Raw genomic sequence first — 26,519 nt, 5'->3', positions numbered from 1 at the left:
TGGCTCCCCGCCGTGCGCGTGTCGTCGCGTCGAGCGCCTTATCCGCTTTTCCGCTCCGGAGTTTATCGGCTATTCGCTCGCGGGCCGTCCCGCGTTTCCCGCGGGTGCTCACGAGGTGAACTCACACGGTCGCACAGAGTGACCACACGGCTCACGGCGGGCCGGAACCGTTCAGCCAGAACGCCCCGTAGACCGCGGAGCCCGTCGCCAGCAGTCCGATGGCCAGCCAGGGCCACGCCCGGCGCCACCGCGCGAGGGCCGCCGCCAGGGGGAGCAGCAGCGGATAGGCCGGCATCATCAGCCGGGGCTTGGAGCCGAAGTAGCCCTTGGCGGTCAGCGCGAGCAGCAGCACCGTCCCGCCGTAGACCACCAGCGGCAGCGGCTGCCCCTGCCGTACCCCGCGCACCTGGAGCCAGATCACCAGCCCGACGCCCACGAGCAGTCCGGCTCCCGCCGCGAACACGGGCCCCGACAGCTGCTGCCAGACGAATGAGGCGAACGCGATCCCCCCGTCGAAGCCGTTGCCCCAGCCCTCCTGGACGTCCAGATAGCCGGTGAAGGAGCCCTGGTACGCCGCCACCCACAGGAAGTAGCCGCACCAGCCGAGCGGGGCGAGGAGCACGCCGGGCAGCAGTCCGGGATGCCGCCGCGCCGCCGTCCGCAGCGGTGCCCCGCCGGCCCGCTCCCGCCACAGCGTCACCGCCGCGGTGATCCACACCGCCGCCACCACCGCGGCACCCACCGGCCGGGTCAGCCCGGCCAGCGAGGCCAGCACCCCGGCCGCCACCCAGCGCCCGGTCAGCACGGCGTACAGCCCCCAGGCCGCGAGCGCGGTGAACAGCGACTCCGAGTACGCCATCGACTGCACGATCCCCACCGGCAGCGCGGCCCATAGCGCCGCGAGGGCGACCCCGGCCCGCGGCCCGTGCAGCCGCTCGCCGGTCGCGTACAGCGCCCAGGCCGCGGCCGGCGAGGCCAGCCAGGACACCACCATCCCGGCGTCGGCGGCCGACAGCGGGGAGAGCGCCGACAGCCCGCGCTCCAGCCAGGGCAGCAGCGGGAAGAAGGCCAGGTTGGAGTGCACCTCGCCGTTGGGCAGCGCGACGGTGAAGCCGTAGCCCTGCTCGGCGACCCGGGTGTACCAGAGCGCGTCCCAGCGGGCGGTCAGCAGGGTGTGCCAGCTCCGGCCCCCGGCCGCCGACCAGAGGGCGAGGACGACGATGCCCAGCAGCCGGATCGCCGCGAACGCGAGCAGCGCGGGCGCGGCCCGGCGCAGCGCGGCCCGGACGGCGGTGCCGTCGCACCGGGCCCGGCCGGGAACGGCGGCGGGGGCAAGATCGTTCATCGGGACGATTATCCAGGTGGCCGAAGAACGACTGCCGACGGCGGGTGGGGGAACGCGTGACGCTGCGATGAGCGTCTCATCGTGAGGTGAGCCACGCGGCACCGCACGGGACTCGCGTAGTCTGAGCGTCTCAACTCGCCCGTGCCGCCGGTTCGCCCGGGGCGTTTTCGCGCCCTGTTCCGTGGCCGCGAGAGCATGACTGGAGGTGCTATGTCCGGGACGACCGCGTCCGGCAGTGGACGGACGGCTGGTGTTCCCCGGCTCTCAGGCGGCGGTGTGAACCGCTGGACCGTGCTGATCGTGCTCTGCGTCAGCCTGCTCTTCGTCGCGCTGGACACCACGATCCTGTACGTCGCGGTGCCCTCGGTCACCGAGGACCTGCGGCCGGGACCGGTGGAGCTCCTCTGGATCGTCGATGTCTATCCGCTGATCGCTGCCTCGCTGCTGATCCTCTTCGGCACCCTCGGCGACCGCGTCGGCCGCCGCCGCGTCCTCCTCCTGGGCTACGGGCTGTTCGGCCTGGCCTCGGCCGCCGCCGCGCTCGCGCCCAACCCGCAGACCCTGATGGTGGCCCGCGCCCTGCTCGGCATCGGCGGCGCCATGATCATGCCGGCCACGCTCTCGATCCTCCGGCAGGTCTTCCCCGACCGGCGCGAACGCGCGGTCGCCATCGGCGTGTGGAGCGCGGTGGCCGCGGTCGGTGCCGCGGTCGGCCCGGTCCTCGGCGGCTTCCTCGTCGAGAACTTCTGGTGGGGCTCGGTCTTCCTCATCAACATCCCGATGATGGCCGCGATGCTGCTGATAGGCCGATGGCTGCTCCCGGAGTCGCGCGGTGAGCGCAACGGCCCCTGGGACGTCATCGGCGCGATCGTGGCGGCCCTCGGTGTGCTGGGGATCGTCCTCGGCGTCAAGCGGATCGGCAGCGGTGCGGCCGTGGTGGGCCCGACCACGCTGCTGCCCATCGTCCTCGGTGTCCTGCTGCTGGCCGTGTTCGTCCGCCGCCAGCGCCGGCGCAAGGACCCGCTGATCGATGTGCGGCTGTTCGCGGTGCCCGCGTTCGGCACCTCCGTGGTCTGCATCGTGCTGGCCATGCTCGCCCTCGTCGGGCTGCAGCTGATCGCCGTGCAGTACCTCCAACTCGTGCTCGGGCTGAGCCCGCTGGAGACCGGGCTGCGGATGCTGCCCCTGGTCTTCGCCGCGATGGCCGCCGGCCTCACCGGCTCGAAGATGCTGCAGGCCCTGGGGCCGCGCGCGATGGTCTCCCTCGGCTTCGTGCTGACCGCGGTCGCGGTGCTGTGTCTGACCGCGATGAGCAGCGAGGACCGCCCCTGGCTGCTGTCCCTGGGCTTCGTGCTGCTCGGCTTCGGCTTCCAGTCCACGCTGTTCGGGGCCTACGAGTCGATGCTCAGCGAGGCCCCCGCCGAGCAGTCCGGCGGCGCCGCCGCGATCGGGGAGACCTCCTACCAGCTCGGCGCCGGTATCGGTGTCGCGCTGCTCGGCAGCGTCATGAACGCCGCCTACGCCCCGGGTCTGAACCACGTCGACGGCGTCCCCGCGCGGGCCTCCGCCTCGGCGGCGCACTCCCTCGGCGAGGCCTACAAGGTCGCCGCCGGCCTGGGCGGAGCCGCCCGTGCCGCCCTGCGGGAGGCCGCCCGGGACTCCTTCGTCCGCGGACTGCACATCACCCTCGTCGCCAGCGCCGTGCTGCTGCTGGTCGGCGCGGGGATCGCGCTGCGGCTGCCGCGCCGGGCCGCGGAGTCCACGGAGCGGGCGGAGGCGGACGGTGAGCCCGCCCCGGGCGAGGGCATGGGCGGCCGCGGCAGCAGCGAGCCCGCCCCGGCGCGCTCCGGCCGCTGACCCCGGCCGTTCCGGCCGGGGCCCACCGGGCGTTCCCGTCCCCGTCGCGCGGCGGTGACCCTTGCCGCGCGACACCACGGGCCGTACCGTCGGAAAGCAAATAACTACCACTGCTAGTTTTTCGCGCTGATCCGCCGGAGGCCCCGCCATGCCCGCACAGCCGTCCTCAGAGTCCGCAGCGTCCCCGGCGCGTGCGCCGTTCGACCCCCGCGACCCCCTGGGCCTCGACGATCTGCTGACCGACGAGGACCGCGCCGTACGGGACACCGTCCGCCGGTGGGCCGCCGACCGCGTGCTGCCGCAGATCGCCGACTGGTACGAGCGCGGCGAACTGCCCGGCATCCGCGAACTCGCCCGCGAACTGGGGTCCCTCGGCGCGCTCGGGATGTCGCTGAGCGGCTACGGCTGCGCGGGCGCCTCCGCCGTCCAGTACGGCCTGGCCTGCCTGGAGCTGGAGGCCGCCGACTCCGGTATCCGCTCGCTGGTCTCCGTCCAGGGCTCGCTCGCCATGTACGCGATCTGGCGCTTCGGCTCCGAGGAGCAGAAGCAGCAGTGGCTGCCGCGGATGGCGGCCGGCGAGGTCATCGGCTGCTTCGGCCTGACCGAGCCCGACATCGGCTCCGACCCCGCCGCGATGCGCACCCACGCCAGGCGCGACGGCGGGGACTGGGTGCTCAGCGGCCGCAAGATGTGGATCACCAACGGCTCGGTCGCCGGTGTCGCGGTCGTCTGGGCACAGACCGACGACGGCATCCGCGGCTTCGTCGTTCCCACGGACACCCCCGGGTTCTCGGCCCCCGAGATCAAGCACAAGTGGTCCCTGCGCGCCTCGGTGACCAGCGAACTCGTCATGGACGACGTACGACTGCCGGCCGACGCGGTGCTCCCGGAGGTCACCGGGCTGCGCGGCCCGCTCGGCTGTCTCAGCCACGCCCGCTACGGCATCGTCTGGGGCTCCATGGGCGCCGCCCGCGCCAGCTTCGAGGCGGCGCTGGACTACGCGAGGACCAGGGAGCAGTTCGGCAGGCCGATCGGCGGCTTCCAGCTCACCCAGGCCAAGCTCGCCGACATGGCGGTCGAACTGCACAAGGGCATCCTGCTGGCCCACCACCTGGGGCAACGGATGGACGCGGGGCGGCTGCGCCCCGAGCAGATCAGCTTCGGCAAGCTGAACAACGTACGGGAGGCGATCGAGATCTGCCGCACGGCCCGGACGATTCTCGGTGCCAACGGGATCTCCCTGGAGTACCCCGTCATGCGGCATGCGACCAACCTCGAATCGGTGCTCACCTACGAGGGCACCGTCGAGATGCACCAGCTCGTGCTGGGCAAGGCGCTCACCGGTCTGGATGCCTTCCGGTGAGCGGCCTCGCCCGCTGAGCGGGACGCCGCACCACCCGGGGACCGGTGTGCCGGTGGCGGTTGCCGCGGGCGCCCGGACCCCCGGCAGGACACACGCGGGTCGTGCTCAACTCTGGTTGAAGAAGCCGCCGTTGCGGTGGGCGCGGGCCTCACCGCTGACCACCCGGTAGTCGGCGGGGGTCAGCAGGAACACGCGGGTGGCGACCCGCTCGATCGAACCGCGCAGCCCGAACGTCAGGCCGGCCGCGAAGTCCACCACCCGCTTGGCGTCGTCGGACTCCATGGCCGTCAGGTTGACGATGACCGGGACGCCGTCCCGGAACAGCTCGCCGATGCCGCGGGCGTCCCGGAAGCTCTCCGGGGAGACCGTGGCGATGCGGGTGCCCTGGTCCTGGGCGGCCTCGTCGGCCACCCGGACCCGGGGGTCGGTGACCCAGGGGTTGTCGCCCGAGTCACCGGCATCGGGTCCCTCGGCGTAGTCGTCGTCGTAGTAGCGCTCGTCATCACTGTCGTCGACGAGGCCAAGCCAGGCACTCGCCTTACGCACCGATCCCATTGACGCCTCCTCTCACCCGCGGTCTCTGCGTGTCCGCCCCTATCGTCGTTCATGAGGCGGAGGGTGTGCCAAGTGGATAGCCGCCGCACGGGGGGTTCGTGACACATCTGGTGCAAAGGGGGTGGCGCAGCATCAGGTCACGCGCCCCGTAACGAAACTGACAGTACGACGAACATCACGGTCGGTACTCTATCGGGTGAGAGGGGTCGGGCGCGCGGACAAAACGGAGCGGACTCCCGGGTCGGTTCATGCACGGGACCAGGGCAAATGCCAAGGGCTTCGGCGGGGGCCCGCGGGATAGCCCGATGATCGGGAGACTGGCCCATCGGAGGGGTGTTGACGCGGCGGCGGATTCCGACCTGTGTCCACCGGACCCGCTTCCCTCGAAAGTTGCCCAGGCCGATTGTCGGACGATGCCGGCCGGAATCCGGTGTTCCGGGCGGAGTTCGCGCCCCCCTTCCGGGGCGCAGGGCGCCACTCCTGACCCCCGTCTCAGTGGATCTCCGGCGGACTGATCCGGGAGGTCTTGATGGCCGAGGGTCCGGTGCCCCATTTCTTCAGGATGCGGCCGTAGGCGCCGTCCTTCCGCAGCCGGTTGACCGCGGCCCGGACGGCGGGCGCCAGCGGGGTGCCCTTCCTGAACGCGAAGCCGACGTCCAGCCGCTGGAACTCGTTGAGGAAGCGCAGGTCCGGCTGCTGTTTCACCGCGTAGCGCAGCCCGTTGACGGTCCGCGGGCGGCGGCGTCCCGTTCCAGGGCGTCGAGGACCCGCCGGGCCAGCCCGCGGCGGCGGTGCGCGGAGTGCGTCCAGATCCGTTTGAGCTCCGCGGTGCGGGCGTCGTGGCGGCGGTAGGCACCCCCGGCGACCGGGCGGCCGTCCTCCAGGAGCAGCAGGAACGCGCCGCCGGGCGGGGCGAACTCCTCGGCCGGGTACTCCCGGCTCAGGTCGACGGGCTTCCCGTACGGGTGCGGTACTCGTGGGTGAGTTCGTCCAGCAGGGGACGGGCGAGCGGGTCGCCGACGGTGGTGTGCCGGATCGTCAGACGGGTGGCCGGCAGCGGGCGGGGTGCGGCGGTCACCGGGCCGGCTCCGGGGCGCGGTGCGGCAGCGGGGGCGTGGCGGCGGGACGCCGTGGGTCGGGGGTGGGCAACTCGCCGTATATGCAGGGGAGTGCAGGGGGCCGCGAGAAGTCATCGACAACGGGCGGTACGGGAAGGTGCTGGCCCGCTGGGGACTGACCGGCGAGCGGCTGAGGACCGTGCAGATCAACCCGCCGAGCCTGCTCCGGACCGCCAACTGACCGGCCCCCGGCGCAGAAAGGAAGGCCCACCCATGCCCCTGCCCCCACGCCCGCTGTCCCTCGACGTCGCGCTGGACGCCCCGCGGCGGACCGGCGCCACGGCGCCCCACGAGGCGGCCCCTTATGACGCGGCGCACTTCGTGGCGCTCGCCCGGCTCGCCGAGCGCGGCACCCTCGACTTCGTCACCCTCGGCGACAGCTTCGCCCGCCCCGGACTCGACGCGCTCGCCGTACCGGCCCGGGTCGCACCCGGCACAGCGGCGCGGAGGCCGGCCGGGCCTTCTGCGCCGACGTCAAGGGGCGGCTCGCGGCGTACGGCCGGCGGCCCGAGGACCTCACGGTCATGCCCGGGGTCACCGTCGTCCTCGGCGACACCGCGGCCGAGGCCCAGGAGCGGGCCGACGGCATCCGCCGGCAGCAGGTCTCCCCGCAGCAGGCCCTGCTGGCGGCGGAGCAGATCTGGGGCGTCGACCTGTCCTCGTACGATCCCGACGGGCCGCTGCCGGACATCGATCCGGACCCCGGCGGCGAGCTCGCGCAGGGCCGGGTGCGGATCGCCGACCCGAAGGCCGTGGCGGACCGGTGGCGGGCGCTGTCGCAGGCCAAGGGCCTGTCCCTGCGCGAGACGGTCATCGAGGCGACCGGCCGGCAGTCCTTCATCGGCACCCCGGAGGCCGTCGCGGCGGAGATGGACTCCTTCGTGCAGACCGGCGCCGCCGACGGCTTCATCCTGGTGCCCCATCTGACGCCCGGTGGTCTGGACGCCTTCGTCGACCGCGTCGTCCCGCTGCTCCAGGAGCGCGGGGTGCACCGCACGGAGTACTCCGGCAGGACGCTGCGCTCACACCTGGCGGAGGGGCGGAACCGCGGCGTGCACTGATCCGTCCAACCCGCGACCGAGGGGGTCAGCGCCGCCCCGGCAGCCGTCAACAGGGCTGCCGGGGCGGAGTGTTGGGGAGGTGGCGGTGTTGCCGCCGGGTGTCAGCCGTGAGACATCCGTGCCGGACTCTTGCGCTGCGGGGGTGGCGCGCCCGACACTCCGCTCAGCGCTTGTCAGGGGCACGCTGAAAATGAACGTGCGGATTCCCGCGTGCCCTTCGGCTGCGCCTCACGGGCTGCCCACCGGCGGCCCCCCGATCCCCTCGGAGGAATCAGTGAGGAACGCGCGCACCATCCCCCACAGCGGCGTGGCGAGACGTACCCGGCTGATCGCCGTGGCGTCCGGACTGGTGGCCGTCGGTGCCATCGCCATCCCGTCCGCCAGCGCACAGAACCCCGCCCCCGCACAGAAGTTCAGCGCCGCCCAGCTCAGCGCCGCCGGCCAGGCGGTCCGTGCCGCGGACGTCCCCGGCACCGCCTGGCGGACCGACAGCGCGACGGGCACCCTGGTCGTCACCGCCGACCGCACGGTCTCCCGGGCGGAGATCGCCCGGATCGAGCGGGCCGCGGGCAGCAACGCCGACGCGGTCCGCATCGACCGCATCGCGGGCGCCTTCCGCAAGTTCATCTCCGGCGGCGACGCCGTCTACGCACCCAGCTGGCGCTGCTCGCTCGGCTTCAACGTCCGCAGCGGCAGCACCTACTACTTCCTGACGGCCGGTCACTGCACCGACGGCAACCCGCCGTGGTACACCAACTCCTCGCACACCACGAGCATCGGTCCGACCGCCGGCTCCAGCTTCCCCGGCAACGACTACGGCATCGTGAAGTACACCAACTCCTCCGTGGCACACGCCGGCACGGTCGGCAGCCAGGACATCACCAGCGCCGGCACCCCGGGCGTCGGCCAGTCGGTCACCCGCCGGGGCTCCACCACCGGCACCCACAGCGGCAAGGTCACCGCGCTGAACGCCACCGTCAACTACGGCGGCGGCGACATCGTCTCCGGACTCATCCAGACCACGGTCTGCGCCGAGCCCGGCGACAGCGGCGGCCCCCTCTACTCCGGGACCAAGGCGCTCGGCCTCACCTCCGGGGGCAGCGGCGACTGCACCTCCGGCGGCACCACGTTCTTCCAGCCCGTCACCGAGGCACTCAGCGCCTACGGCGTGAGCGTCTACTGACGCCGGCGGGCTGAGGCCGTACCGGCCCGGGAACGCGCATCCCGGCTCCGTACGGCAGGCACCCCGCACCCCACGCCGGACCCGGCTCCGGCGGCACGAAGGGCCCCCGTCCGCCGGCGGACGGGGGCCCGGCCGCGTCCGTCCGCCCCGAGCCTCGACCGCCTTCCAGACCCGGGCATACCATGGTAAGTGGCGTGATCCGGACATGTGCGGCACATCTTCAGGGAGCCGTGATGGTCGAAGAACTGGTGGCGGCCGGGGTGGCACTGGCCTCCGTGGGCGCGGTGTACGTCATGGCGGCGGCGCGGGTGATCAAGCAGTACGAACGCGGTGTGGTGCTGCGGCTGGGGCGGCTGGCGTCCGAGGTCCGGGAGCCCGGTTTCACCATGATCGTTCCGATCGTCGACCGGTTGCGCAAGGTCAACATGCAGATCGTCACGATGCCGGTCCCCGCCCAGGAGGGCATCACCCGCGACAACGTCACGGTGCGCGTCGACGCGGTGGTCTACTTCAAGGTCGTGGACGCCGCCGACGCGGTCATCCGGGTCGAGGACTACCGCTTCGCGGTCTCGCAGATGGCGCAGACCTCGCTGCGGTCGATCATCGGCAAGAGCGAGCTGGACGACCTGCTGTCGAACCGCGAGAAGCTCAACCAGGGCCTGGAGCTGATGATGGACAGCCCGGCCATCGGCTGGGGCGTGACCGTCGACCGGGTGGAGATCAAGGACGTCTCGCTGCCGGAGACGATGAAGCGGTCGATGGCCCGCCAGGCCGAGGCGACCCGCGACCGGCGCGCCCGGGTGATCAACGCCGACGCCGAGCTGCAGGCGTCGAAGAAGCTGGCCGAGGCCGCCGAGGCGATGTCCGACCAGCCCGCGGCGCTGCAACTGCGGCTGCTGCAGACCGTGGTGGCGGTCGCCGCCGAGAAGAACTCCACCCTCGTGCTGCCCTTCCCGGTCGAGCTGCTGCGCTTCCTGGAGCGCTCCGGGCTGCAGGCCCAGGCGCAGACCGAGGCGGCCGAGGCGGAGCGGGTGGGCGCCGAGCGGCCGCCTGCCGCAGCGCCGCCCCGGACGCCCCCGCCCGCCGTCGAGCACGGCGCGGAGGGTGACCTCCCGCCGGCGCTGGCGGACCTCCCGCCGGTGGAGGACCTCCCGTAGGAGCCTCGCGGAGCGGAGAGCCCGCTGCCCGGAGGCGGCGGCTCCCGTGAGGCCGGGGCGGGAGGCCTTGCGTCCCCGCCCCGATGTCCGTCCAAGCGCCGTATGTCCCCCTTGATGGGGTACATACGGCCTTTTCAGGGGCCCGGGGGGCGGTTCCCGGCCGGTGTTTTCCGGCCAGCTATAGTCCTCACACATTGCCGTCCGCCCGGTGTCCCGTGCGTCCGCTGATGTCCGCACGCGGAGCCGAGGTGCGCGGATGTCGGTGTGGCCTTCGTGTGACGAATTGGTGAACTCCCGCGGAGGAGACCGGAACTCGGTCTTGTGCGCGAGTGTGGCGGATGGGAATACTCGGCTCACCTTGGCATGGACGCGACTCCTCGGGGCGCAGTTTCCCGGGGCGGACCGGTGCCAGTCCCGACCCCCTCACTCTCCGGGCCCGGACAACTCCCCACGGTTTCCGGGTTCTTCCCCCACGGGAGGCTCTGACTTGAAGCACCGTCGCATACCCAACCGGCGCGCCGTCCTCGCGGGTGCGGGCGCGCTCGCCCTCGCCGCCACCGCCACCGTCACCCTCGCCAACGCCAACGCGTCCCAGGACCCGGCCCCCAAGCCGGCGCTCGCCAAGCTGACCTCCGCGGCGGCGACCACCCTCGCCTCCCACCTCAAGACGGACACCGCCGGTGCCTTCTACGACGCCAAGGCCAAGAAGCTGGTGGTCAACGTCGTGAACGAGACGGCGGCCAAGGCCGTGCGGGCCAAGGGCGCGGAAGCCAGACTCGTCAAGCACACCTTCGCCCAGCTCGACTCGGCCCGGAAGACGCTGAAGTCGAAGGCGACCATCCCCGGCACCTCCTGGGGCATCGACCCGCAGAGCAACAAGGTCGTGGTGACCGCCGACCGCACGGTCAAGGGCACCAAGCTGGACCGGCTCACCAAGGTCGCCAAGGCCCTCGGCAGCAAGGTCGAGGTCCGCCACAGCAAGGGGGAGTTCAAGCCCTTCATCGGCGGCGGCGACGCGATCTTCGGGAGCGGCGCCCGCTGCTCGCTCGGCTTCAACGTCGTCAAGGACGGCCAGCCGCACTTCCTGACGGCCGGCCACTGCGGCAACGACATCAAGAGCTGGTCCGACAAGCAGGGCGGCTCGGCGATCGCCACCACCGAGGACTCCAAGTTCCCCGGCGACGACTACTCGCTCGCCAAGTACTCCGGCGACACCGCGCACCCGAGCGAGGTCAACCTCTACAACGGCAGCACCCAGAAGATCACCAAGGCCGCGGAGGCCACCGTCGGTGAGAAGGTGCAGCGCAGCGGCAGCACCACCCAGGTGCACGACGGCACCGTCAAGGCGCTGAACGCCAGCGTCAACTACCAGGAGGGCACGGTCGAGGGCCTGATTCAGACCGACGTCTGCGCCGAGCCCGGCGACAGCGGCGGCGCGCTCTTCGACGGCGAGACCGCCCTCGGCCTCACCTCCGGCGGCAGCGGCGACTGCTCCAACGGCGGCGAGACCTTCTTCCAGCCGGTCACCGAGGCCCTGGAGGCCTACGGCGCGGAGATCGGCTGACCCGCAGGCACACCCCGCACCGGCCCGGCGCACGGTGCCCGGTCCCGGACCCGCTCGTGGTCCGGGACCCGGCACCGTCCCGCGGCGCTCAGCCGCCCGGGGCCGTGTCCCGGCCGTCGCCCGGCCCGAACGTGGCCAGGGCCTCCTCGGCCGAACACCGGGCCCGGACATAGGTATCCGCCCACGCGGCCGCCGACGGAGAGTCCGATTCCCGGGCGATCCGGGCACAGGCCGCCTCGTGATCGAAGGCCGTATGCCGCAGTGTGACCGCTCCGCCGCCCGGCCCCAGCAGCGCCCAGTGCGCGCCCGGTCTGCCGTACGGCATGCCGACGCTCCCCGGATTGACCACCAGCCGTCCGTGGGTGAACCGGACGAACGGCATATGGGTGTGCCCGCAGACCACCGTCCGCACGGCATCGGGCACCCCCTCCAGAACCTCCGCCCAGCGCTCGGGCCGGGAGTCGACCAGCGCGACCTCGGTGTCGTCGCGCGGAGTGGCGTGACAGAACAGGACCGGCCCGAGCCCGGCCACCTCCAGCGTCGCGGTGGCGGGCAGCGACCCCAGGAAGTCCAGCTCGTCCGGGCCGAGCCGGCCGGCCGCCCAGGCGTCCATCGGGTCCCCGGGCACGGCCCCCGTCCGGGTGGCGGCCATCTCGCGGTCGGCGTTGCCGCTGATCCACACCGCCCGGTCGCCGAGGGCGCGCAGCCGCGCCAGGGTCTGGCGGGGGAGCGGCCCGGCGAGCAGATCGCCGGTCAGCACGATGCGGCCGGCGGCGCGGACATCCGGTTCGTCGAGCACCGCCTCCAGCGCCGGCAGCACGCCATGGATGTCGGAGAGCACCGCGACGCCCGCGCCGGTGCTGGTGGGGGAAGGGTCCATGCGCCGAGCGTAGGGACCGTCGACGCCCCTTCGCACACGAAATCCCCGGGCACCGCCGTCCGGTGCCCGGGGATCTGAACCGTGGTCCGGTCAGAAGTTGAAGACCGAGCCGAGACCGTCGGCCATCGCGCAGGAGTTGGCGAAGGTGTAGGAGTACGAGACCCGCTTGCCCTGCCACACGCCGTCGGCGGTGACCACGAAGGGGTTCCACTCCCTGGTGCACAGCGGGTCCGACGCGGCGGTGGTCACCGCGTTGAAGTCACCGGCCACCGTGCGCAGTTGGTCGCAGGCGGCTTTCGGGTTCGGGTGACTGCCGGTCGCTCCCGGCATACAGCTGAGCGTCACGGCGCGCTGCACCGTGGCGGTCGCGCGGCTGTCGCCCTGACCGGTCGTCAGCACCAGTGCCGTCGGGGCGTAGAGCCCGCCGGTCCGCGTGGGCTGCGCCGGTGCGGCGACGGCGTGCGCGGTGGTGGCGAGCGTGCCCAGAACCAGCGCTGCGCCAAGCGCGACCGCCCCAGTGATGTACCGCATGACGAACACTCCCTTGCTCGAAGGTGCAGATACCGGACGGGAGTCTGGCCCAACCGCACCCCGAAAGCACCCCGATCTAGCAAGGAGCGATCGCTTTGAGTCGTTAGGTGAAAGCTCAGAGTAATGGCGCGAACCGGCCGGGGGTGGTGCGGGACGGCCGGGGGAGAGCTGTGCGCGGCCAGCGGGGATGGCGCCTCCGGCATGCCCCGGGCAAAGGCCACTCGGCCACGGAACGACGGAATCCGGCCGCCGACCGGTCGTTCGGGCGGGTTTGGATCTCCGGCGATTGGCCGAAGAGGGGGGCCGGAGGGACCCTCCGTGCTGCCCCGGGCGCCCGCGACGGTAAGAACCGGCCGCCCGCCGGTCGCCTTACCGGCCCGTGATGCCCGTCGCGCCGCCCTCCCTCACCGCCTCCGGCCGCCCGCCTCCGCGCCCTTCCCGTCGCCCCGGCCACCCGGGTCCCCGCCGTTTTCCCGCCCGTTCGCCGCGTATGCCCCGCACGCCACGTCCAGTTCCGGCAGCCCCGCCGTCAGCGCCCGCAGGGCCCGCACCGCCAGTGCGGCGGGCCCCCGCGGCCCGTCCGGCGCCGCGTCTCCCGCCGCCCACTCCTCCACCGCGACCCGCATCGCGGTGTTCGCGGCGGCCGCGGCCAGCCGCACCTGGAGCGGGCCCGCGCCGGTCAGCCGCGCCAGCACCGGCCGCAGCGCCTCCTCGGAGTCGTGGTGCACCCGGTGCCAGGCCGCGCGCAGCGCCGGCTCGCCCGGCGCCACCCGCAGCAGCCCGCGGGTCCAGCGCAGCGCCTCGGTCGCCGGCTCGTCGGCGGGCGTCAGCGACCGCCGCGCCGCCCGCTCCAGCACCTCGCGCACGGGGAGCGCCTCCGCGTCCGCCGGGGGCGTCGCCAGATCGTCGAGCCACTCCCGCACCCCGTTGGCGAGCAGCGGCACCACCGCCTCCTCCTTGGTGCGGAAGTAGCGGTAGAAGGTGCGCAGCGCGACCCCGGAGGCGCGGGCGATCTCGTCGGCGGTGACGGCGGCGCCGCGCTCCGCGAACAGGGTCGCCGCGGTGCGGGCGATCTCCAGCTGGGTCTCGGCCTTGCGCCGCTCGGTGAGCGAGGGGCGGGACGGCGGGGCGGTGCGGGGCGCGGTCGGCATGGCGCCAAGTCTACGGAGCTGTGACAGACCGGCACGTCAGGCGAGAGTGGCATGACGTGCCACGGCCGCGTTAGCGTGCTCGGGCACCTCGTCGAGAACGGAGCTGGACCATGAACCGCTTTGACGGACGCCGCGCACTGATCACCGGAGCCGGCTCGGGCATCGGCCAGGCCACCGTCCACCGCGTCCTCGCCGAGGGCGGCCGGGTGGTGGCGGCGGACATCGACGCCACGGGGCTGGGGATCACTGCCGACCGCGCCGCCGCGGAGGGCACCGACGGCCGGCTGGAGACCGTGGTGCTGAACGTGGCCGACGAGGCCGCGGTCCGCGCGGGCGTCGCCACCGCGGTGGCCGGCCTCGGCGGCCTGGACGTCCTGGTCAACGCGGCCGGCATCCTGCGCGCCGCACACACCCACGAGACCGGCCTGGACCTCTTCAACCAGGTCCTCACGATCAATCTGACCGGCACCTTCCTGATGATCCGTGAGTCACTGCCCGCCCTCCTGGAGGGCGAGTCGCCGGTCGTGGTCAACTTCAGCTCCACATCGGCCTCGTTCGCGCACCCGTACATGTCGGCGTACGCGGCGAGCAAGGGCGGCATCCAGTCCATGACGCACGCCATCGCCAGCGAGTACAGCAAGCAGGGACTGCGCGCGGTGTGCGTGGCACCGGGCTCCATCGCCAGCGGCATGACCAGCGGCCCGGTACCGGGACTGCCCGACGACGCCGACATGTCCCTGTTCACCAAGCTCTTCCCCGCCATAGGCGAGGGCTTCGCCGGCCCGGAGACGGTCGCCGGCGTCATCGCGATGCTCGCCTCACGGGACGGCGCGTTCATCACCGGCACGGAGATCCGCATCGACGGCGGCACGCATATGTGAGCGGGGGCGGGGCCGGGCTTCTCCTGCGGGTCTCACGGCTGCGGGGGGGAGGGCGGTCCGGTATTCACGAGGCTGACCTGGGCAGAGCCAAGCCTGCCTGATCAACTTGCCGACTGCCCGTTCAAGTCCGCCGCTGGCTGCCTGTGCCCCTGGCATCTGGCACGGATCTGGCACGGCCCGGTACGGTCGATCGCATGATCTCGGACCCCGGCTCGAGTCCAGACACTGCAGGGGAGTTCACGGCGGAGGGTGTGGCAGCCGTACTCCGCGAAGCGTGCGAAGAGGTCCGGATCGATGCTACCGGGGCGCAGTTGCTGCGGCTCGGCTCGAACGCCGTGTACCGACTGCCGTCCGCTCCGGTGATCGTTCGCATCGCACGTGATCCGGATTCGGCAGCGGACATGGAGCGGGCCGTCCAGGTGGCCCGCTGGCTTGAGTTGCAGGACTACCCGGCGACGAGAGTGCTGTCGGGCGTGCGTCAGCCGGTGTCGGCCGGCGGAAGATCCGTCACGTTCTGGGAGAGCGCCCAGGACCGTGAGGAGTATGCGACGGTGAGCGAGCTGGCAGATCTGCTGCGACGGCTGCATCGGCTTGAGGAGCCTGAGTCGCTGCGTCTGCCGTACTTCGACCCGTTCGCCAAAGTATGGTCCTCCCTTGCGGCCCTTGACGGTGTCTCGCAGGATGACGCGGCGTTCCTGGAGCAGCGGGCGGGGCGACTGAGCAAGGAGTACGACCGGCTGGACTTCGTGCTGCCGTGCGGCCTGATCCACGGCGACGCCAACGTCGGCAACGTGCTGCGGGACCGCAGCGGCCAGGCCATCATGATCGACCTGGACGGCTTCTGCCTGGCACCGCGGGAGTGGGACCTGATCCTCACGGCGATCTACCACGACCGTTTCGGCTGGCATGGCCGGAGTGACTACGAGGGCTTCGTCCACCACTACGGATTCGACATCATGAACTGGCCCGGCTACGCGGTGCTGGCTGATGTCCGTGAGTTGATGATGGTGCTGTGGATGGGCCAGCAGATCGGCAGCAGCGAGAAGTCTGCCACCGAGTTCAGCCGCCGGATGTACGCGCTCCGTACCGGGGGCAGTCGGCGGGACTGGAGCCCCTTCTGACCTGACGGCTACGAAGCCGTCAGCGCTTGCCCGCTTGCGATCCACAAATGGTGTTCCGCGGCCTGCTCATGGAACTCGCGGACGGACGCGGTAGGCCCTGTCGCCGCGAGGTGTTGGCGGAACTCGGCAAGGTAGGCGACGCATCGGGTGGACCGGAGCTGTTCCCCGAGATCAAGGGCGTCCAGGGCGACGTTGCAAGCTTCCTCGGCGTCACCGACATGGAGGTGGGCGTCGGCCAGGACCATGGTGGCGAAGAAATCGCTGCGGACGTGGCTGCCGCTCATGGCGTTTCCCGCGTGGGAGACGGCCTGACGAGCGCTGCGTACGTCGCGGAAACAGTGGGCGGCTTCCGCTGCCAGTTCGGCAGCGTCGAAGTAGGTGATCCACTCGGGTTCGTCGTCCGTGTTGCAGCTCTCCAGCGCGTTGGCGGCTGCGACGAGCGCACCTTCGCACGCGTGCCGGTCACCGGTGCGCGCCAACGCCTGAGCCTCCATCGCGTGGAACTGCGCTCGCAGGGTCGGAGTGGCAACAGCGGAGATACCCATCAGAGCAGCGCGAGCGAGAGTGGCGGCGTGAGTGAACTGGCCCAGGAACGTGGCCTGGTGGCTCATCGCGGACAGGATGCTGCCCGCCAGGCGCCGATCGTTGCCGTCTTGGGCGAGCCTGAGCGCCTGGAGGAAGTACCGCTGTGCCAGCCCGTGCTGACAAGCGTCGTACGACATCCAACCAGCCAGCAGGGTGGCTTCGGCGACGGTTGAGAACAGGGCGCGGCCAACCGACTCGGTGTACCGGCCGGAAAGCAGAGGCGCTACGTCCCGGCTGAGGTACTGGATCACGGACTGCCGGGCATGGTCTCCGCCGAACCGGTCATCGAGCTGGGCGAACATGTCGCAGGTCGACTTGATCATCGCGACGTCGGAGAGGCCCACACGAGGCCCTCGGTCACCCAGCGCCGTGGGGAACGCTGCCTCCGGAGCAACAAGCCACCGTAACGACGCTTCGCTCCATGCGGGCTCGGATGCCTGGGCCCGAAGTAGGGGGTCGTAGCCGTTCAGGTCCGCCCGCCAGAGTCGGTCCACGTTCGCAATGGCAGCGTCGGGGCTGGCGGGATAGCCGGCGCCCAGGAGGGCGGAGTCCTGGCCGGTGAGGTGGCCCAGCCCCAGTTCAGCGGAAGACATTCCCAGGGTTTCGCACACCACCGGGCCGTAGAACTCATCCGGAGCACTGTGGCCGTTCTCCCAACTGGCGATGCGCCGCTTCACGCTCGCGTCGGCCGGCAGCGACTGGCCATGGCGAGCGGCGACTTGGCGTAGTTCATGAACCAGCCGGGCCTGACTCCAACCGCGGCTCTTCCGGGCGTGCAGCAGGAGGGGACCGAACGACGTCGACATCGATTTCGTGGTGATCGCCTCCCCGGACGACGTGGGCGAAGTCCGTTCCTGCCCCTGAACCTATGGAAGTGGAACGCGTCGCGTGGCGACTCCGGTGGATTACCCGCGGTTCAGCCCCTGATGGGGGATGACGCGACCGTGCAATGCCCGTCATCCCCCGTCACCTCTCGTCATCTGCCCAGCTCAGGGCGTCGCGCAGCAGTCTGGTGGCACCGCGGCAAAAGCGCCGCCCGAGTAGCTGACCGAGGTGGGATGACGTGCTGAGGATGACGAGGCGAGGCATTCAGTGGCTGTCCGCCGTCGCTGACGATCCAGTGATGTGCCGGGCACATTGGGCGGATGACCCCAGGCGCCCGTACGCGCTGCCGACCGGGCGCTTCTTCGACGTGGTGGTCATGAGCCAGCGGTTGGGCATGGAGACCTTCGACCAGTTGGTACGCCGCGAAATGCCGCTCGGCCCGGTCATGATGGACCGTCGCGCAAAGCAGATCGGGTTTCTTCTGTCGTCCAAGTCGCGGGCCCGCTTCGCGCGTCTCCTGTCCCTGGAGACGGCCACCCCGCCCGAGTACACCTATCTCGACGCCGGCTCCTGCGTCGTCGTACCCGGCCCGATGCCTATGGCCGATGACCGCCACCAGTGGCTACGCGCGCCCACTCGTCGCCCTGAGGCATCCCCACTGCGCACGGTGTCGCTAGCGGTGATGTTCGTGGCCGCATCGGCCTTGATCGAACGAGCAGACGGCTATGCCGAGCAGTACCCAAGCCCCGAAGCGGAACGGCCCGAGGGCTTGAGCAGGTGAGCGACCGTGCCCAATGAAGAAGATCCCGAGGACGCCGCCCGCTGGTCACCACTGAAGACAAACGAGTGGCCCGCGGCCCGCAACGCCACCACCGCGCTGCGGGACGTACTGACCGCAGCCGGCATGGCACGCGACTTCCCCTACCTCCGTGCCGACCTGAACGCCTTCGGCCACGGCCTCATCGAACTCGGCCGAGTCTCACCGGAGACGGCGAAGCGCCTGGCGGAGCTGCTGCGGCGGGCGTTGCTTTGCTCCCGTGGTTTCGAAGAGGCAGGTGACTCGTGCACTCGCGAGACGGACTGACCGATAGCAAGGAGTAGGTGGGTGACGTGACGGTGTTCGGCGATGGCTATGGCGGAACATGCCGACCGTCAGGGACAGTCCGTTCCTCCGGAGGCTCCAGCCGCGTAACGCTTCTCCGAGTCAGCCGCCCGGCGGTCTTCGGCCGACCGGGACCGGCGCCCCAGCACCGCAGCCCGGACGAGCCGAAGACCTGGACACCGCTCTGGGGCCCATGTTCCCCTCGTCGTATCCGCCGCATACGCGGCGCATGCCCCCGGCAGGATTCGAACCAGGAGATCATTCGGGCGATCCGGTCATCAGGGGTGCGGCTGTCCTTGCCTACTTACATGGTGTGCATCTGGTTCTCCTGATCCGGCAACGTGCATCAGCGTTGCCGTCAAGAACTGCTGTCAAGAGGGGGTCTCGTCCTTCTTGCGGAAGATCGACAGTGCCAGGGTGAGCAGGGTCCCGCCCACCGCCCAGGCCGACAGCACCAGGAGCGGGCCGGTGATCGCGTTGCCGCGGAAGTAGGCGAGGGAGCGTGCCGCCCAGGTGCCCGCGCCCGGGGGGAGGGCCGGGCCGATGGCGTGCCAGAACGGGGGGAGCAGTGGGTAGGGGTAGGCGCCGCCCGCGCTCGGGTTGCCGAGGATGACGATCAGCAGGATCGCCAGGCCGATGCCGAGGATGCCCAGCAGGGCCTGGCAGGCCAGCGTGGTGGCGCCCACCGCGAAGACGGTCAGGGCGCCCAGGCCCCACAGCCCGAGGAAGGTGCCGGGCAGTGCGCCGAGGACCGGCCCGACGATGATCGTCCCGGCCAGCCCGGCGGCGAGCGCGTACACCGCCAGCGCGGCCAGCCGGATGACCGCCCGGTGCCCGTTCGAGGGGCGTGCCCCGGCGCTGATCGCGAGGATCGCGGCGCACAGATAGCCGCCCACGCACCAGCCGACGACGAGGTAGAAGGACGACAGGCTGCGGCCGTCGCCCGGGGCGGCGGGGAGTACGTCGACCGTGCGCACGGTGCGGTGTCCGGCCTTCTCGGCGGCGCGGACGACCTGGTCGACCGCCTGGGAGAGGGAGGCGCCGCCGCCACTGGCGACCAGCAGCCGGTCGGTGTTCCCCCGCGGGTCGACGATCAGCGCGCCGTCGAGGGTCCGGTCCGCGATCCGCTGCCGGGCGGCCCGTTCGGAGGGCACCGGGCGCGCGTCCAGGGGAGAGCCGGGCAGCCGGTCCAGCTTGGCCACCAGCTGTGCCCTGGTCTGCGCGGGGGCGACGACGCCGAGTGGCACACCGTCCGGTTCGGGGTGGTGGAAGGCGCCGGTGTACGACGTGATGAACGCGATCATCAGCCCCAGGACGCCGAGCACCAGCAGCGAGGCGTGGGGCGTCACCGCGCTCTTCACCTCCCCGAGGAAGGTGGTGCGGGTGCCGTCGTCCGTCGTGGCCATGCCTCGCTCCTCGCCACACGTCGGCGGCCGGTCCGGTGCTTTGGTGCCCTTATCTTCCGGTTGGCGACAGAGGTCCGCAGATCGGTGCGGCTGATCGGCGGACCGGTGGGCGGCCCCTCGGCACGTCTTCGTACGAATGTTCGATGAGCGGGTTATGGTGGAGAGGAGGAACGGGGGACGCAAGGTCAGCCGGGGGCGGGTGAGGTGCAGGAGGTGCGGATGCCCGGGTTCACGCATCTGCACACCGCTTCGGGGTTCTCCCTGCGCTACGGCGCCTCCCACCCGGAGCGGCTCGCCGAGCGGGCCGCCGAGCGGGGGATGGACGCCCTCGCCCTGACCGACCGGGACGGGCTCTCCGGTGCCGTACGGTTCGCCAAGGCCGCGGCCGACGCCGGTGTCCGCCCGCTGTTCGGCAGCGAACTCGCCGTGGCGGAACGGGAGGCGGCACCCACGCCCACCGCACGCCGCCGCACCCCGGTGCGCGGCGGCGCCTTCCTCGACGAGTCCGCCGCCCGCGCCGTCTTCCTGGCCCGCGACGGGGCGGCCGGCTGGGCCGCCCTGTGCCGGCTGGTCTCGGCCGCCCACGCCGGGCAGGGCGAGCAGCCCGTCCTCCCGTGGAGCGCCCTGGAATCCGTCACGGACGGACTGACCGTGCTGCTCGGACCGGACTCCGAGGTCGGCCGGGCGCTGGCCGCCGGCCGCCCGGACCGCGCCACCCGGCTGATCGCCCCCTGGCGCGAGCTGTACGGCGAGGCGCTGCGCCTGGAGGTCGTCGACCACGGCCGGTCCGGCAGCGGACCCGGCTCCCCGCGGCTGGCCGCCCGCACCCTCGGCTTCGCCGTCGACCAGGGCCTCCGCGCCGTCCTGACCAACGCGGTCCGCTACGCCGACCCCGGTCAGGGCCCGGTCGCCGACGTCCTGGACTCCGCCCGCCGGCTGGTGCCGGTGGACCGGCGCCGCCCCGAGGCGTGGGACAGCGGGGAGCGCTGGCTCAAGGACGGCGCCACGATGAGCCACACCGCCGAGCGGATCGCCGAGGCGGCCGGCTTCCGGCGCGACCTGGCGCACCGGCTGCTCGCCATGACCGAGGAGGCCGCCGGGGAGTGCCTGGTCGACCCGCAGGACGACATCGGGCTGGGCCGTGTCCACTTCCCCGAGCCGCGGCTGGTCGGCGCGGGCCACCGCACCGCCGCCCGGGTGCTGCGCTCGCGCTGCGCCGCCGGGATGGTGCTGCGCGGCCACGACCACGACCGTGTGCGCTGGGCGCGGCTGCACGACGAACTGCGCACGATCGAACGGCTCGGCTTCCCCTCGTACTTCCTGACGGTCGCTCAGGTCGTGGACGACATACGGAAGATGGGCATCCGGGTCGCGGCCCGCGGGTCAGGCGCCGGGTCCCTGGTCAACCACCTCCTGGGCATCGCGCACGCCGACCCGGTCGAGCACGGGCTGCTGATGGAGCGGTTCCTGTCCGAGCGGCGGGAGGCGCTGCCGGACATCGACATCGACGTCGAGTCCGCCCGCCGGCTGGAGGTCTACCGCGCGATCTTCGACCGGTTCGGCGCGGAGCGGGTGGCCACCGTCTCGATGCCCGAGACCTATCGCGTACGGCACGCCGTACGGGACGTGGGTGCCGCCCTGGGCATGGACCCGGCGCGGGTGGACCGGCTGGCCAAGGCCTTCCCGCACATCCGCGCCCGGGACGCGCGGGCGGCGCTGGCCGAGCTGCCGGAGCTGCGCGGGGTGCGGGAGGCCGGCGGGGAGCAGCTGTGGCCGCTGGTCGAGGCGCTGGACGCGCTGCCGCGCGGGATCGCCATGCACCCGTGCGGGGTGCTGCTCTCGGACGCCACGCTGCTGGACCGCACGCCCGTCGTGCCCACCAGCGGCGAGAGCTTCGCCATGTCCCAGTTCGACAAGGAGGACGTGGAGGACCTGGGGCTGCTCAAGCTCGATGTGCTGGGCGTGCGGATGCAGTCCGCGATGGCGCACGCGGTCGCCGAGATCGGCCGGGCCACCGGGCGCCGGATCGATCTCGACGACCCCGCGCAGGTGCCGCCCGGCGACGACGCGACCTACGACCTGATCCGCTCGACCGAGACGCTCGGCTGCTTCCAGATCGAGTCACCGGGCCAGCGCGACCTGGTCGGCAGGCTGCAGCCCGCCACCTTTCACGACCTGGTCGTCGACATCTCCCTCTTCCGGCCGGGGCCGGTCGCCGCCGACATGGTGCGGCCCTTCGTCGAGGCCCGGCACGGCCGGAAGCCGGTCCGCTATCCGCACCCCGACCTGGAGGAGCCGCTGCGCGAGACCTACGGGGTGGTGGTGTTCCACGAGCAGATCATCGAGCTGCTGCGGATCATCACGGGCTGTGCGCGGGACGAGGCGGACGAGAAGCGGCGCGCGCTGTCCCACCCGGAGCTGCAGGGCCGGGTGCGTGCCTGGTTCGCGCAGTGCGCCGAGCGGCGCGGGTACGCGCCCGACGTGATCGCGCGCACCTGGGAGATCGTCGAGGCCTTCGGCTCGTACGGCTTCTGCAAGGCGCACGCGGTGGCCTTCGCGGTGCCCACGTACCAGTCCGCCTGGCTCAAGGCGCACCATCCCGCGGCCTTCTACGCCGGGCTGCTCACCCACGACCCGGGGATGTACCCGAAGCGGCTGCTGCTCGCGGACGCACGGCGGCGCGGGGTGCCGGTGCTGCCGCTGGATGTGAACCGCTCGGCGGTCGCTCACCGAATCGAACTGGTGTCCGGTGCGGGCTCCGGTGTGGGTTCCGGTGGTGACGGCCGGGGGGACCGCTCCGCGGTCTGGGGGCTGCGGCTCGCGCTCTGCGATGTGCACGGGATGAGCGAGGCCGAGGCGCGGCGGATCGAGGCCGGGCAGCCCTACCGCTCGCTGCAGGACCTGTGGCAGCGGGCCAGGCCGAGCCGCCCGGTGGCCGAACGCCTCGCCCGGGTGGGCGCGTTGGACGCCTTCGGGGCGAACCGCCGGGACCTGCTGCTGTACCTCGCCGAGCTGCACCACCAGGGACGGCGGGCGCCCGGCGGCCAGCTGACGCTGCCCGGCCGGACCCTCGACGGGGCGGACGCGGAACCCGTCGACGCGGTCGAGCCGGCCGGGCTGCCCGACCTCGATGACGTCGAACGGCTCAGCGCCGAGCTGGGCGTCCTCGGCATGGACGCCTCCCGCCATCTGATGGCCGACCACCGGGAGTTCCTCGCCGAGCTGGGCGCGCTGCCGGCCCGGCTGCTGCGCGACGCCCGGCACGGTGAGACGGTGCTGGTCGCCGGGGCCAAGGCGGCCACCCAGACACCGCCGATCCGCTCCGGCCGCCGGGTCATCTTCACCACCCTGGACGACAGCACCGGGCTGGTCGACTGCGCCTTCTTCGACGACAGCCACGCGGCCTGTGCGCACACGGTCTTCCACTCCTGGCTGCTGCTGGTGCGCGGCACGGTCCAGCGGCGCGGCCCGCGCAGCCTCAGCGTGGTCGGCGCCGCCGCCTGGAACCTCGCCGAGCTGGTCGAACTGCGCCGCGAGGGCGGGCTGGAGGCGGTCGCCGCCCGGCTCGCGGCGGAGCCGGACACGGGGGCGGCCACGGGGGACACCCCGGAGGCGGGGCCGGACGCGGCGGGGTCGGACGCGGCGGGGTCGGACGCGGCGAAGCCGGGCCGGGGGCCGGGCCAGGAGCCCGGTGCGGACCGGGAGCCCGAGCCGGCCGCCGCCCCGGGCCGCACCATCCGGCTGGAGACCGGCTACGAGATGCACCCGTGGGCCGACCTCCAGCCGCCCGGCGAACGCGCCGCCACCGGCCGGAAGCTGTGGCACTCCAGCCCGGGGAGCGCGGGATGACCCCCGCGCCGCGGCCCCCCGCCGCACCGCCGGACGCCTCCGGTGCCCCGCGGCGGCCGGGCCTGCTCCACATACGGTTCCGGACCGCCGACGGCACCCCCGTGAGCGCCGGGTGCTTCGAGCAACTGCTGGGTCTGCTGGGGCGGTTCACCCCGGTGGTCGAGGCGCTGCCGCCGGACGCCGCACTGGCGGACGTCCGCGGTGCGCTGCGCTACTTCGACCGGGACGCGGCGGGCCTCGCCGAGCTGGTGCGGCTGCGCGCCCTGGCCTGGCACGGCGTGCGGTGCACGATCGGGATCGGCGCCAACCCGCTGCTCGCCCGGATGGCGGCGCAGGGGGCGGCGCCCGGGGAGATCCGGGCCGTCCCCGACGACACCGGCACCGTCGCCGCGTTCCTCGACCGCCGGCCGGTCTCGGCGCTGCACGGCGTCGGTCCGGCGACCGCGCGCGCCCTGAGCGCCTACGGGCTCGACAGCATCGGCCGGATCGCCGCCGCACCGCCCGCGACACTCCAGCGCATCCTCGGCGCCCGGACGGGCCGGATCGTGTACGAGCGGGCCCGCGGTATCGACCCGACGCCGGTGACACCCAACGCGGCGGCCCGCTCGATGGGCTCCGAACACCGCTTCGCCCACGACGAGTTGGACCCGGCCCGGCGCCGCCGGGCGCTGCTCTCGCTCGCCGACGGCCTGGGGGCGCGGATGCGCGGGAGCGGGCAGGTGGCCCGCGCGCTCACCCTCACCGTCCGCTACGCCGACCGCTCCACCACGACCCGCACCCGGCGCCTGGACGGGCCGACCGCGCACGGGCCCGCGCTGACCGAGGCGGCCTACGCGCTGCATGCCGCGCTCGGGCTGCAGCGGGCGCGGGTGCGGTCCGTGGCGCTGCGCGCGGAGGATCTGTGCCGCGCCGAACGCGCCGTGCGGCAGCTGACCTTCGACCCGTCCGACGACAAGGCGCACCGCATCGAGGCCGCCGTCGACCGGGCCAGGGCACGCTTCGGGCCCGCGAGCGTACGGCCCGCTGCGACCCTCGGCCGGACCGCCCGCACCCCACCGCCCCCGGGCGCGAAGCCCTCCGGCCCCGGCGCCCCCGGGCCTCAGCCGTAGAGCCGCTCCGCGTACTGGGGGCCGTAGTGCCGCTCCAGCTCCTCCAGCGGCATGTCCTGGGCCTCGAGGCCCTTGACGATCCGGGCCCGTGAGGGCAGCGCGTCCGGCTGCCAGGTCTCCGGCTTCCACAGCTCCGAGCGCAGGAACGCCTTGGAGCAGTGGTAGAAGACCTCCTCGACCTCCACCAGGAGCGCCAGCCGCGGGCGATGGTTCTTGACGACCAGCTCGTCGAAGAACGGGGCGTCGCGCAGCAGCCGGGCGCGGCCGTTGATGCGCAGGGTGTCACCGCGCCCCGGGAGGAGGTAGTTCAGCCCGACCTGCGGATTGGCGAGGACGTTCATCCAGCCGTCCACGCGCTTGTTGCCGGGGCGGTCCGGGATCACGAGGGTGGTGTCGTCCAGGACGTGGGTGAAGCCCGCGGGGTCGCCCTTGGGGGAGGCGTCGCACCTGCCCTGCGCGTCCGCGGTGGCTATCACGCAGAACGGCGAGCGGGCCAGCCACTGGCGGTCGAGGTCGTGCAGCCGGTGGCGGGTCTTGTGCGCCGCGTGGGCGCTGGGCTCACCGAGCAGCTCGCGCAGCTCCGCCGGCGACTCGATCTCCACGATCCCGGTCAGGTCCGCCGTTCCGGCCGTCTCCATCGGTGATCCCCCTCATGTCACGTTCCCGGTCGAGCAGTTGACGACTCTACGGGACGGCACTGACAGCCGCCCCGGCCGCGACGGACGGGGCGTCATACAGGCACAGAAACGGTGCGCCGCACCCCGGGCGTCCGGTGAGGGTTGTGTGGCGCTTCCTTCACCGTCACACCGCTGGTCCACCGCGCTTACCCAGCCGTAACTTACTTGTCAGTCAACTGCGTTGGCCCTTGCGATCCGGATCGCGTGAACGGCTCACCGAGCACTTCGGAGTCCCCTCACCCCGCAAGGAGCATCGTATGAAGCTGCGCTGGTCAAGAACGCTCACCCTGCTGCCCGCCCTCGCCCTGGCATTCGGCGCCACCACCGTCCCCGCTGCCGCCGCCCGCCCGTCCTCCGCCACCCCACAGGCCGGGGAGGCGGCGCACCGCACCGCCGCCGGCAGCGGTTGGAACAACTACTCCTGCAAGCCCTCCGCCGCCCACCCGCGGCCGGTGATCCTGGTGCACGGCACCCTCGGCAACTCCGTCGACAACTGGCTCGGCCTCGCGCCCTACCTGGTGGCCCGCGGCTACTGCGTCTTCTCCCTGGACTACGGCCAGCTGCCCGGCGTCCCGTTCTTCCACGGCCTGGGCGCGGTCGACGCGTCCGCCGGGCAGCTCGCCGCCTACGTCGACCGGGTGCTGGCCGCCACCGGCACCGGGAAGGCCGATCTCGTCGGCCACTCACAGGGCGGCATGATGGCGCGGGTGTACCTGAAGTTCCACGGCGGCGCGGGCAAGGTGAACACGCTGGTCGGGCTGGCCCCCGACAACCACGGCACCGATCTCAACGGTCTGACCCGTCTGCTCGACCACTTCCCCGGCGCCAGGAAGTACCTCCACGACCTGACCCCCGGGCTGGCCGACCAGATCGCCGGCTCCGACGTCCTCAACCGCCTCAACGAGGGCGGTGACACCCTCCCCGGAGTGCACTACACGGTGATCGCGACCAAGTACGACGAGGTCGTCACGCCCTACCGGAGCGCGTTCCTCGACGGTCCCGACGTCCGCAACGTGGTGGTCCAGGACCTGTGCGCGCTCGACCTCTCCGAGCACGTGGCCATCGGTCTCGTCGACCGCATCGCCTTCCACGAGACGGCCAACGCCCTCGACCCGGCCCACGCCACCCCGACCACCTGCGTGTCGAACTGACCGGAAGCCGGCCCGGCCCGCCGCCCCGGCGGGGCCGGGCCGCGCTCC

Annotated in this window: 20 protein-coding genes and 4 pseudogenes; 14 read left to right on the top strand and 10 right to left on the bottom strand. The window is 72.6% G+C overall.

The window, feature by feature from the left end; all coding sequences use genetic code 11:
* Window positions 1–151 precede the first annotated feature (151 nt).
* Window positions 152–1,345 (bottom strand): hypothetical protein, encoded by a 1,194-nt coding sequence (locus tag ACWC9R_RS17155; RefSeq protein ID WP_450732345.1) that lies wholly within the window; start codon window positions 1,343–1,345, stop codon window positions 152–154.
* 210 nt (window positions 1,346–1,555) lie between these two features.
* On the opposite strand from ACWC9R_RS17155, the gene ACWC9R_RS17150 reads away from it, so the two are divergent.
* Complete coding sequence (locus tag ACWC9R_RS17150) at window positions 1,556–3,202, top strand: MFS transporter (RefSeq protein WP_450732343.1); 1,647 nt, start codon at window positions 1,556–1,558, stop codon at window positions 3,200–3,202.
* 148 nt (window positions 3,203–3,350) lie between these two features.
* A complete protein-coding gene (locus ACWC9R_RS17145; RefSeq protein WP_450732341.1) occupies window positions 3,351–4,565 on the top strand; it encodes an acyl-CoA dehydrogenase family protein in 1,215 nt (404 codons plus the stop codon).
* Between the two features lie 105 nt (window positions 4,566–4,670).
* On the opposite strand, the gene ACWC9R_RS17140 is transcribed toward ACWC9R_RS17145, so the two are convergent.
* From ACWC9R_RS17140 to ACWC9R_RS17130, 3 genes and pseudogenes are all read right to left on the bottom strand, one after another.
* Entirely contained in the window at window positions 4,671–5,120 is a 450-nt protein-coding gene (locus ACWC9R_RS17140) for a cell division protein SepF (RefSeq protein WP_450732339.1), read from the bottom strand.
* A 492-nt stretch (window positions 5,121–5,612) separates the two neighbouring features.
* Window positions 5,613–5,849: pseudogene (locus tag ACWC9R_RS17135) on the bottom strand (ABC transporter substrate-binding protein); the annotation flags it as partial.
* Window positions 5,849–6,198 (bottom strand): annotated as a pseudogene (locus ACWC9R_RS17130) (GNAT family N-acetyltransferase); the annotation flags it as partial. The pseudogenes ACWC9R_RS17130 and ACWC9R_RS17135, both read right to left, overlap by 1 nt.
* 253 nt (window positions 6,199–6,451) lie before the next feature.
* Here ACWC9R_RS17130 and ACWC9R_RS17125 point away from each other — a divergent pair.
* The 5 genes and pseudogenes from ACWC9R_RS17125 to ACWC9R_RS17105 all read left to right on the top strand — a co-directional run.
* Window positions 6,452–6,676, top strand: a pseudogene (locus ACWC9R_RS17125) (LLM class flavin-dependent oxidoreductase); the annotation flags it as partial.
* A pseudogene (locus tag ACWC9R_RS17120) lies at window positions 6,667–7,299 on the top strand (LLM class flavin-dependent oxidoreductase); the annotation flags it as partial. The pseudogenes ACWC9R_RS17125 and ACWC9R_RS17120, both read left to right, overlap by 10 nt.
* A gap of 274 nt (window positions 7,300–7,573) precedes the next feature.
* Complete coding sequence (locus ACWC9R_RS17115; RefSeq protein ID WP_450732337.1) at window positions 7,574–8,482, top strand: S1 family peptidase; 909 nt, start codon at window positions 7,574–7,576, stop codon at window positions 8,480–8,482.
* A 233-nt stretch (window positions 8,483–8,715) separates the two neighbouring features.
* On the top strand, window positions 8,716–9,639 hold the full coding sequence (locus ACWC9R_RS17110) for a slipin family protein (protein WP_450732335.1): 924 nt from the start codon (window positions 8,716–8,718) through the stop codon (window positions 9,637–9,639).
* 487 nt (window positions 9,640–10,126) lie between these two features.
* A complete protein-coding gene (locus tag ACWC9R_RS17105; RefSeq protein ID WP_450732333.1) occupies window positions 10,127–11,203 on the top strand; it encodes a S1 family peptidase in 1,077 nt (358 codons plus the stop codon).
* A gap of 88 nt (window positions 11,204–11,291) precedes the next feature.
* Here the strand turns inward: ACWC9R_RS17105 and ACWC9R_RS17100 are convergent, their stop codons facing one another.
* From ACWC9R_RS17100 to ACWC9R_RS17090, 3 genes are all read right to left on the bottom strand, one after another.
* Entirely contained in the window at window positions 11,292–12,083 is a 792-nt protein-coding gene (locus tag ACWC9R_RS17100) for a metallophosphoesterase family protein (RefSeq protein WP_450732331.1), read from the bottom strand.
* A 90-nt stretch (window positions 12,084–12,173) separates the two neighbouring features.
* Entirely contained in the window at window positions 12,174–12,614 is a 441-nt protein-coding gene (locus ACWC9R_RS17095) for a subtilase-type protease inhibitor (protein ID WP_450732329.1), read from the bottom strand.
* Between the two features lie 404 nt (window positions 12,615–13,018).
* Window positions 13,019–13,765 (bottom strand): TetR/AcrR family transcriptional regulator, encoded by a 747-nt coding sequence (locus tag ACWC9R_RS17090; protein ID WP_450732327.1) that lies wholly within the window; start codon window positions 13,763–13,765, stop codon window positions 13,019–13,021.
* A gap of 110 nt (window positions 13,766–13,875) precedes the next feature.
* Here ACWC9R_RS17090 and ACWC9R_RS17085 point away from each other — a divergent pair, with 110 nt between their 5' ends.
* Both ACWC9R_RS17085 and ACWC9R_RS17080 read left to right on the top strand, forming a co-directional pair.
* A complete protein-coding gene (locus ACWC9R_RS17085; RefSeq protein WP_450732326.1) occupies window positions 13,876–14,646 on the top strand; it encodes an SDR family NAD(P)-dependent oxidoreductase in 771 nt (256 codons plus the stop codon).
* Between the two features lie 251 nt (window positions 14,647–14,897).
* The gene (locus ACWC9R_RS17080) at window positions 14,898–15,767 is read left to right on the top strand and encodes a phosphotransferase family protein (protein ID WP_450732325.1); all 870 of its coding nucleotides are present in this window, start codon (window positions 14,898–14,900) and stop codon (window positions 15,765–15,767) included.
* Window positions 15,768–15,775: 8 nt separating this feature from the next.
* Here the strand turns inward: ACWC9R_RS17080 and ACWC9R_RS17075 are convergent, their stop codons facing one another.
* Window positions 15,776–17,029, bottom strand: a complete 1,254-nt coding sequence (locus ACWC9R_RS17075) for a hypothetical protein (protein ID WP_450732373.1) — start codon at window positions 17,027–17,029, stop codon at window positions 15,776–15,778.
* Window positions 17,030–17,424: 395 nt separating this feature from the next.
* Here ACWC9R_RS17075 and ACWC9R_RS17070 point away from each other — a divergent pair, with 395 nt between their 5' ends.
* Both ACWC9R_RS17070 and ACWC9R_RS17065 read left to right on the top strand, forming a co-directional pair.
* Entirely contained in the window at window positions 17,425–17,958 is a 534-nt protein-coding gene (locus ACWC9R_RS17070) for a bifunctional DNA primase/polymerase (RefSeq protein WP_450732372.1), read from the top strand.
* 6 nt (window positions 17,959–17,964) lie between these two features.
* Window positions 17,965–18,261, top strand: coding sequence for a hypothetical protein (locus ACWC9R_RS17065; protein ID WP_450732324.1), 297 nt, complete (start codon window positions 17,965–17,967; stop codon window positions 18,259–18,261).
* A 389-nt stretch (window positions 18,262–18,650) separates the two neighbouring features.
* Here the strand turns inward: ACWC9R_RS17065 and ACWC9R_RS17060 are convergent, their stop codons facing one another.
* Window positions 18,651–19,685 carry a DUF3533 domain-containing protein gene (locus ACWC9R_RS17060; RefSeq protein WP_450732323.1) on the bottom strand — a complete coding sequence of 345 codons (1,035 nt, stop codon included), beginning with the start codon at window positions 19,683–19,685 and terminating at the stop codon, window positions 18,651–18,653.
* Window positions 19,686–19,904: 219 nt separating this feature from the next.
* On the opposite strand from ACWC9R_RS17060, the gene ACWC9R_RS17055 reads away from it, so the two are divergent.
* Together ACWC9R_RS17055 and ACWC9R_RS17050 are read left to right on the top strand one after the other, a co-directional pair.
* On the top strand, window positions 19,905–23,534 hold the full coding sequence (locus ACWC9R_RS17055) for a DNA polymerase III subunit alpha (protein ID WP_450732321.1): 3,630 nt from the start codon (window positions 19,905–19,907) through the stop codon (window positions 23,532–23,534).
* A complete protein-coding gene (locus tag ACWC9R_RS17050) occupies window positions 23,531–24,643 on the top strand; it encodes a DNA polymerase Y family protein (protein ID WP_450732319.1) in 1,113 nt (370 codons plus the stop codon). The genes ACWC9R_RS17055 and ACWC9R_RS17050 overlap by 4 nt, the downstream gene beginning before the upstream one ends.
* On the opposite strand, the gene ACWC9R_RS17045 is transcribed toward ACWC9R_RS17050, so the two are convergent.
* Window positions 24,634–25,281 (bottom strand): pyridoxamine 5'-phosphate oxidase family protein, encoded by a 648-nt coding sequence (locus tag ACWC9R_RS17045; RefSeq protein WP_450732317.1) that lies wholly within the window; start codon window positions 25,279–25,281, stop codon window positions 24,634–24,636. The genes ACWC9R_RS17050 and ACWC9R_RS17045 overlap by 10 nt on opposite strands.
* Window positions 25,282–25,577: 296 nt before the next feature.
* Here ACWC9R_RS17045 and ACWC9R_RS17040 point away from each other — a divergent pair, with 296 nt between their 5' ends.
* A complete protein-coding gene (locus ACWC9R_RS17040) occupies window positions 25,578–26,471 on the top strand; it encodes an esterase/lipase family protein (RefSeq protein ID WP_450732315.1) in 894 nt (297 codons plus the stop codon).
* The last annotated feature ends 48 nt before the right edge of the window (window positions 26,472–26,519 follow it).

It is taken from the genome of Streptomyces sp. NPDC001219 (assembly GCF_053597915.1).
Note: the sequence above shows the minus strand (reverse complement) of the source record. Positions and strands in the feature narration are given on the sequence as shown.

Coding starts and splice junctions, on each gene's coding strand:
- ACWC9R_RS17155 (WP_450732345.1), bottom strand. CDS start 1,345: ATGAACGATCTTGCCCCCGCCGCCGTTCCCGGCCGGGCCCGGTGCGAC.
- ACWC9R_RS17150 (WP_450732343.1), top strand. CDS start 1,556: ATGTCCGGGACGACCGCGTCCGGCAGTGGACGGACGGCTGGTGTTCCC.
- ACWC9R_RS17145 (WP_450732341.1), top strand. CDS start 3,351: ATGCCCGCACAGCCGTCCTCAGAGTCCGCAGCGTCCCCGGCGCGTGCG.
- ACWC9R_RS17140 (WP_450732339.1), bottom strand. CDS start 5,120: ATGGGATCGGTGCGTAAGGCGAGTGCCTGGCTTGGCCTCGTCGACGAC.
- ACWC9R_RS17110 (WP_450732335.1), top strand. CDS start 8,716: ATGGTCGAAGAACTGGTGGCGGCCGGGGTGGCACTGGCCTCCGTGGGC.
- ACWC9R_RS17100 (WP_450732331.1), bottom strand. CDS start 12,083: ATGGACCCTTCCCCCACCAGCACCGGCGCGGGCGTCGCGGTGCTCTCC.
- ACWC9R_RS17095 (WP_450732329.1), bottom strand. CDS start 12,614: ATGCGGTACATCACTGGGGCGGTCGCGCTTGGCGCAGCGCTGGTTCTG.
- ACWC9R_RS17090 (WP_450732327.1), bottom strand. CDS start 13,765: ATGCCGACCGCGCCCCGCACCGCCCCGCCGTCCCGCCCCTCGCTCACC.
- ACWC9R_RS17085 (WP_450732326.1), top strand. CDS start 13,876: ATGAACCGCTTTGACGGACGCCGCGCACTGATCACCGGAGCCGGCTCG.
- ACWC9R_RS17070 (WP_450732372.1), top strand. CDS start 17,425: ATGACGAGGCGAGGCATTCAGTGGCTGTCCGCCGTCGCTGACGATCCA.
- ACWC9R_RS17060 (WP_450732323.1), bottom strand. CDS start 19,685: ATGGCCACGACGGACGACGGCACCCGCACCACCTTCCTCGGGGAGGTG.
- ACWC9R_RS17055 (WP_450732321.1), top strand. CDS start 19,905: ATGCCCGGGTTCACGCATCTGCACACCGCTTCGGGGTTCTCCCTGCGC.
- ACWC9R_RS17050 (WP_450732319.1), top strand. CDS start 23,531: ATGACCCCCGCGCCGCGGCCCCCCGCCGCACCGCCGGACGCCTCCGGT.
- ACWC9R_RS17045 (WP_450732317.1), bottom strand. CDS start 25,281: ATGGAGACGGCCGGAACGGCGGACCTGACCGGGATCGTGGAGATCGAG.
- ACWC9R_RS17040 (WP_450732315.1), top strand. CDS start 25,578: ATGAAGCTGCGCTGGTCAAGAACGCTCACCCTGCTGCCCGCCCTCGCC.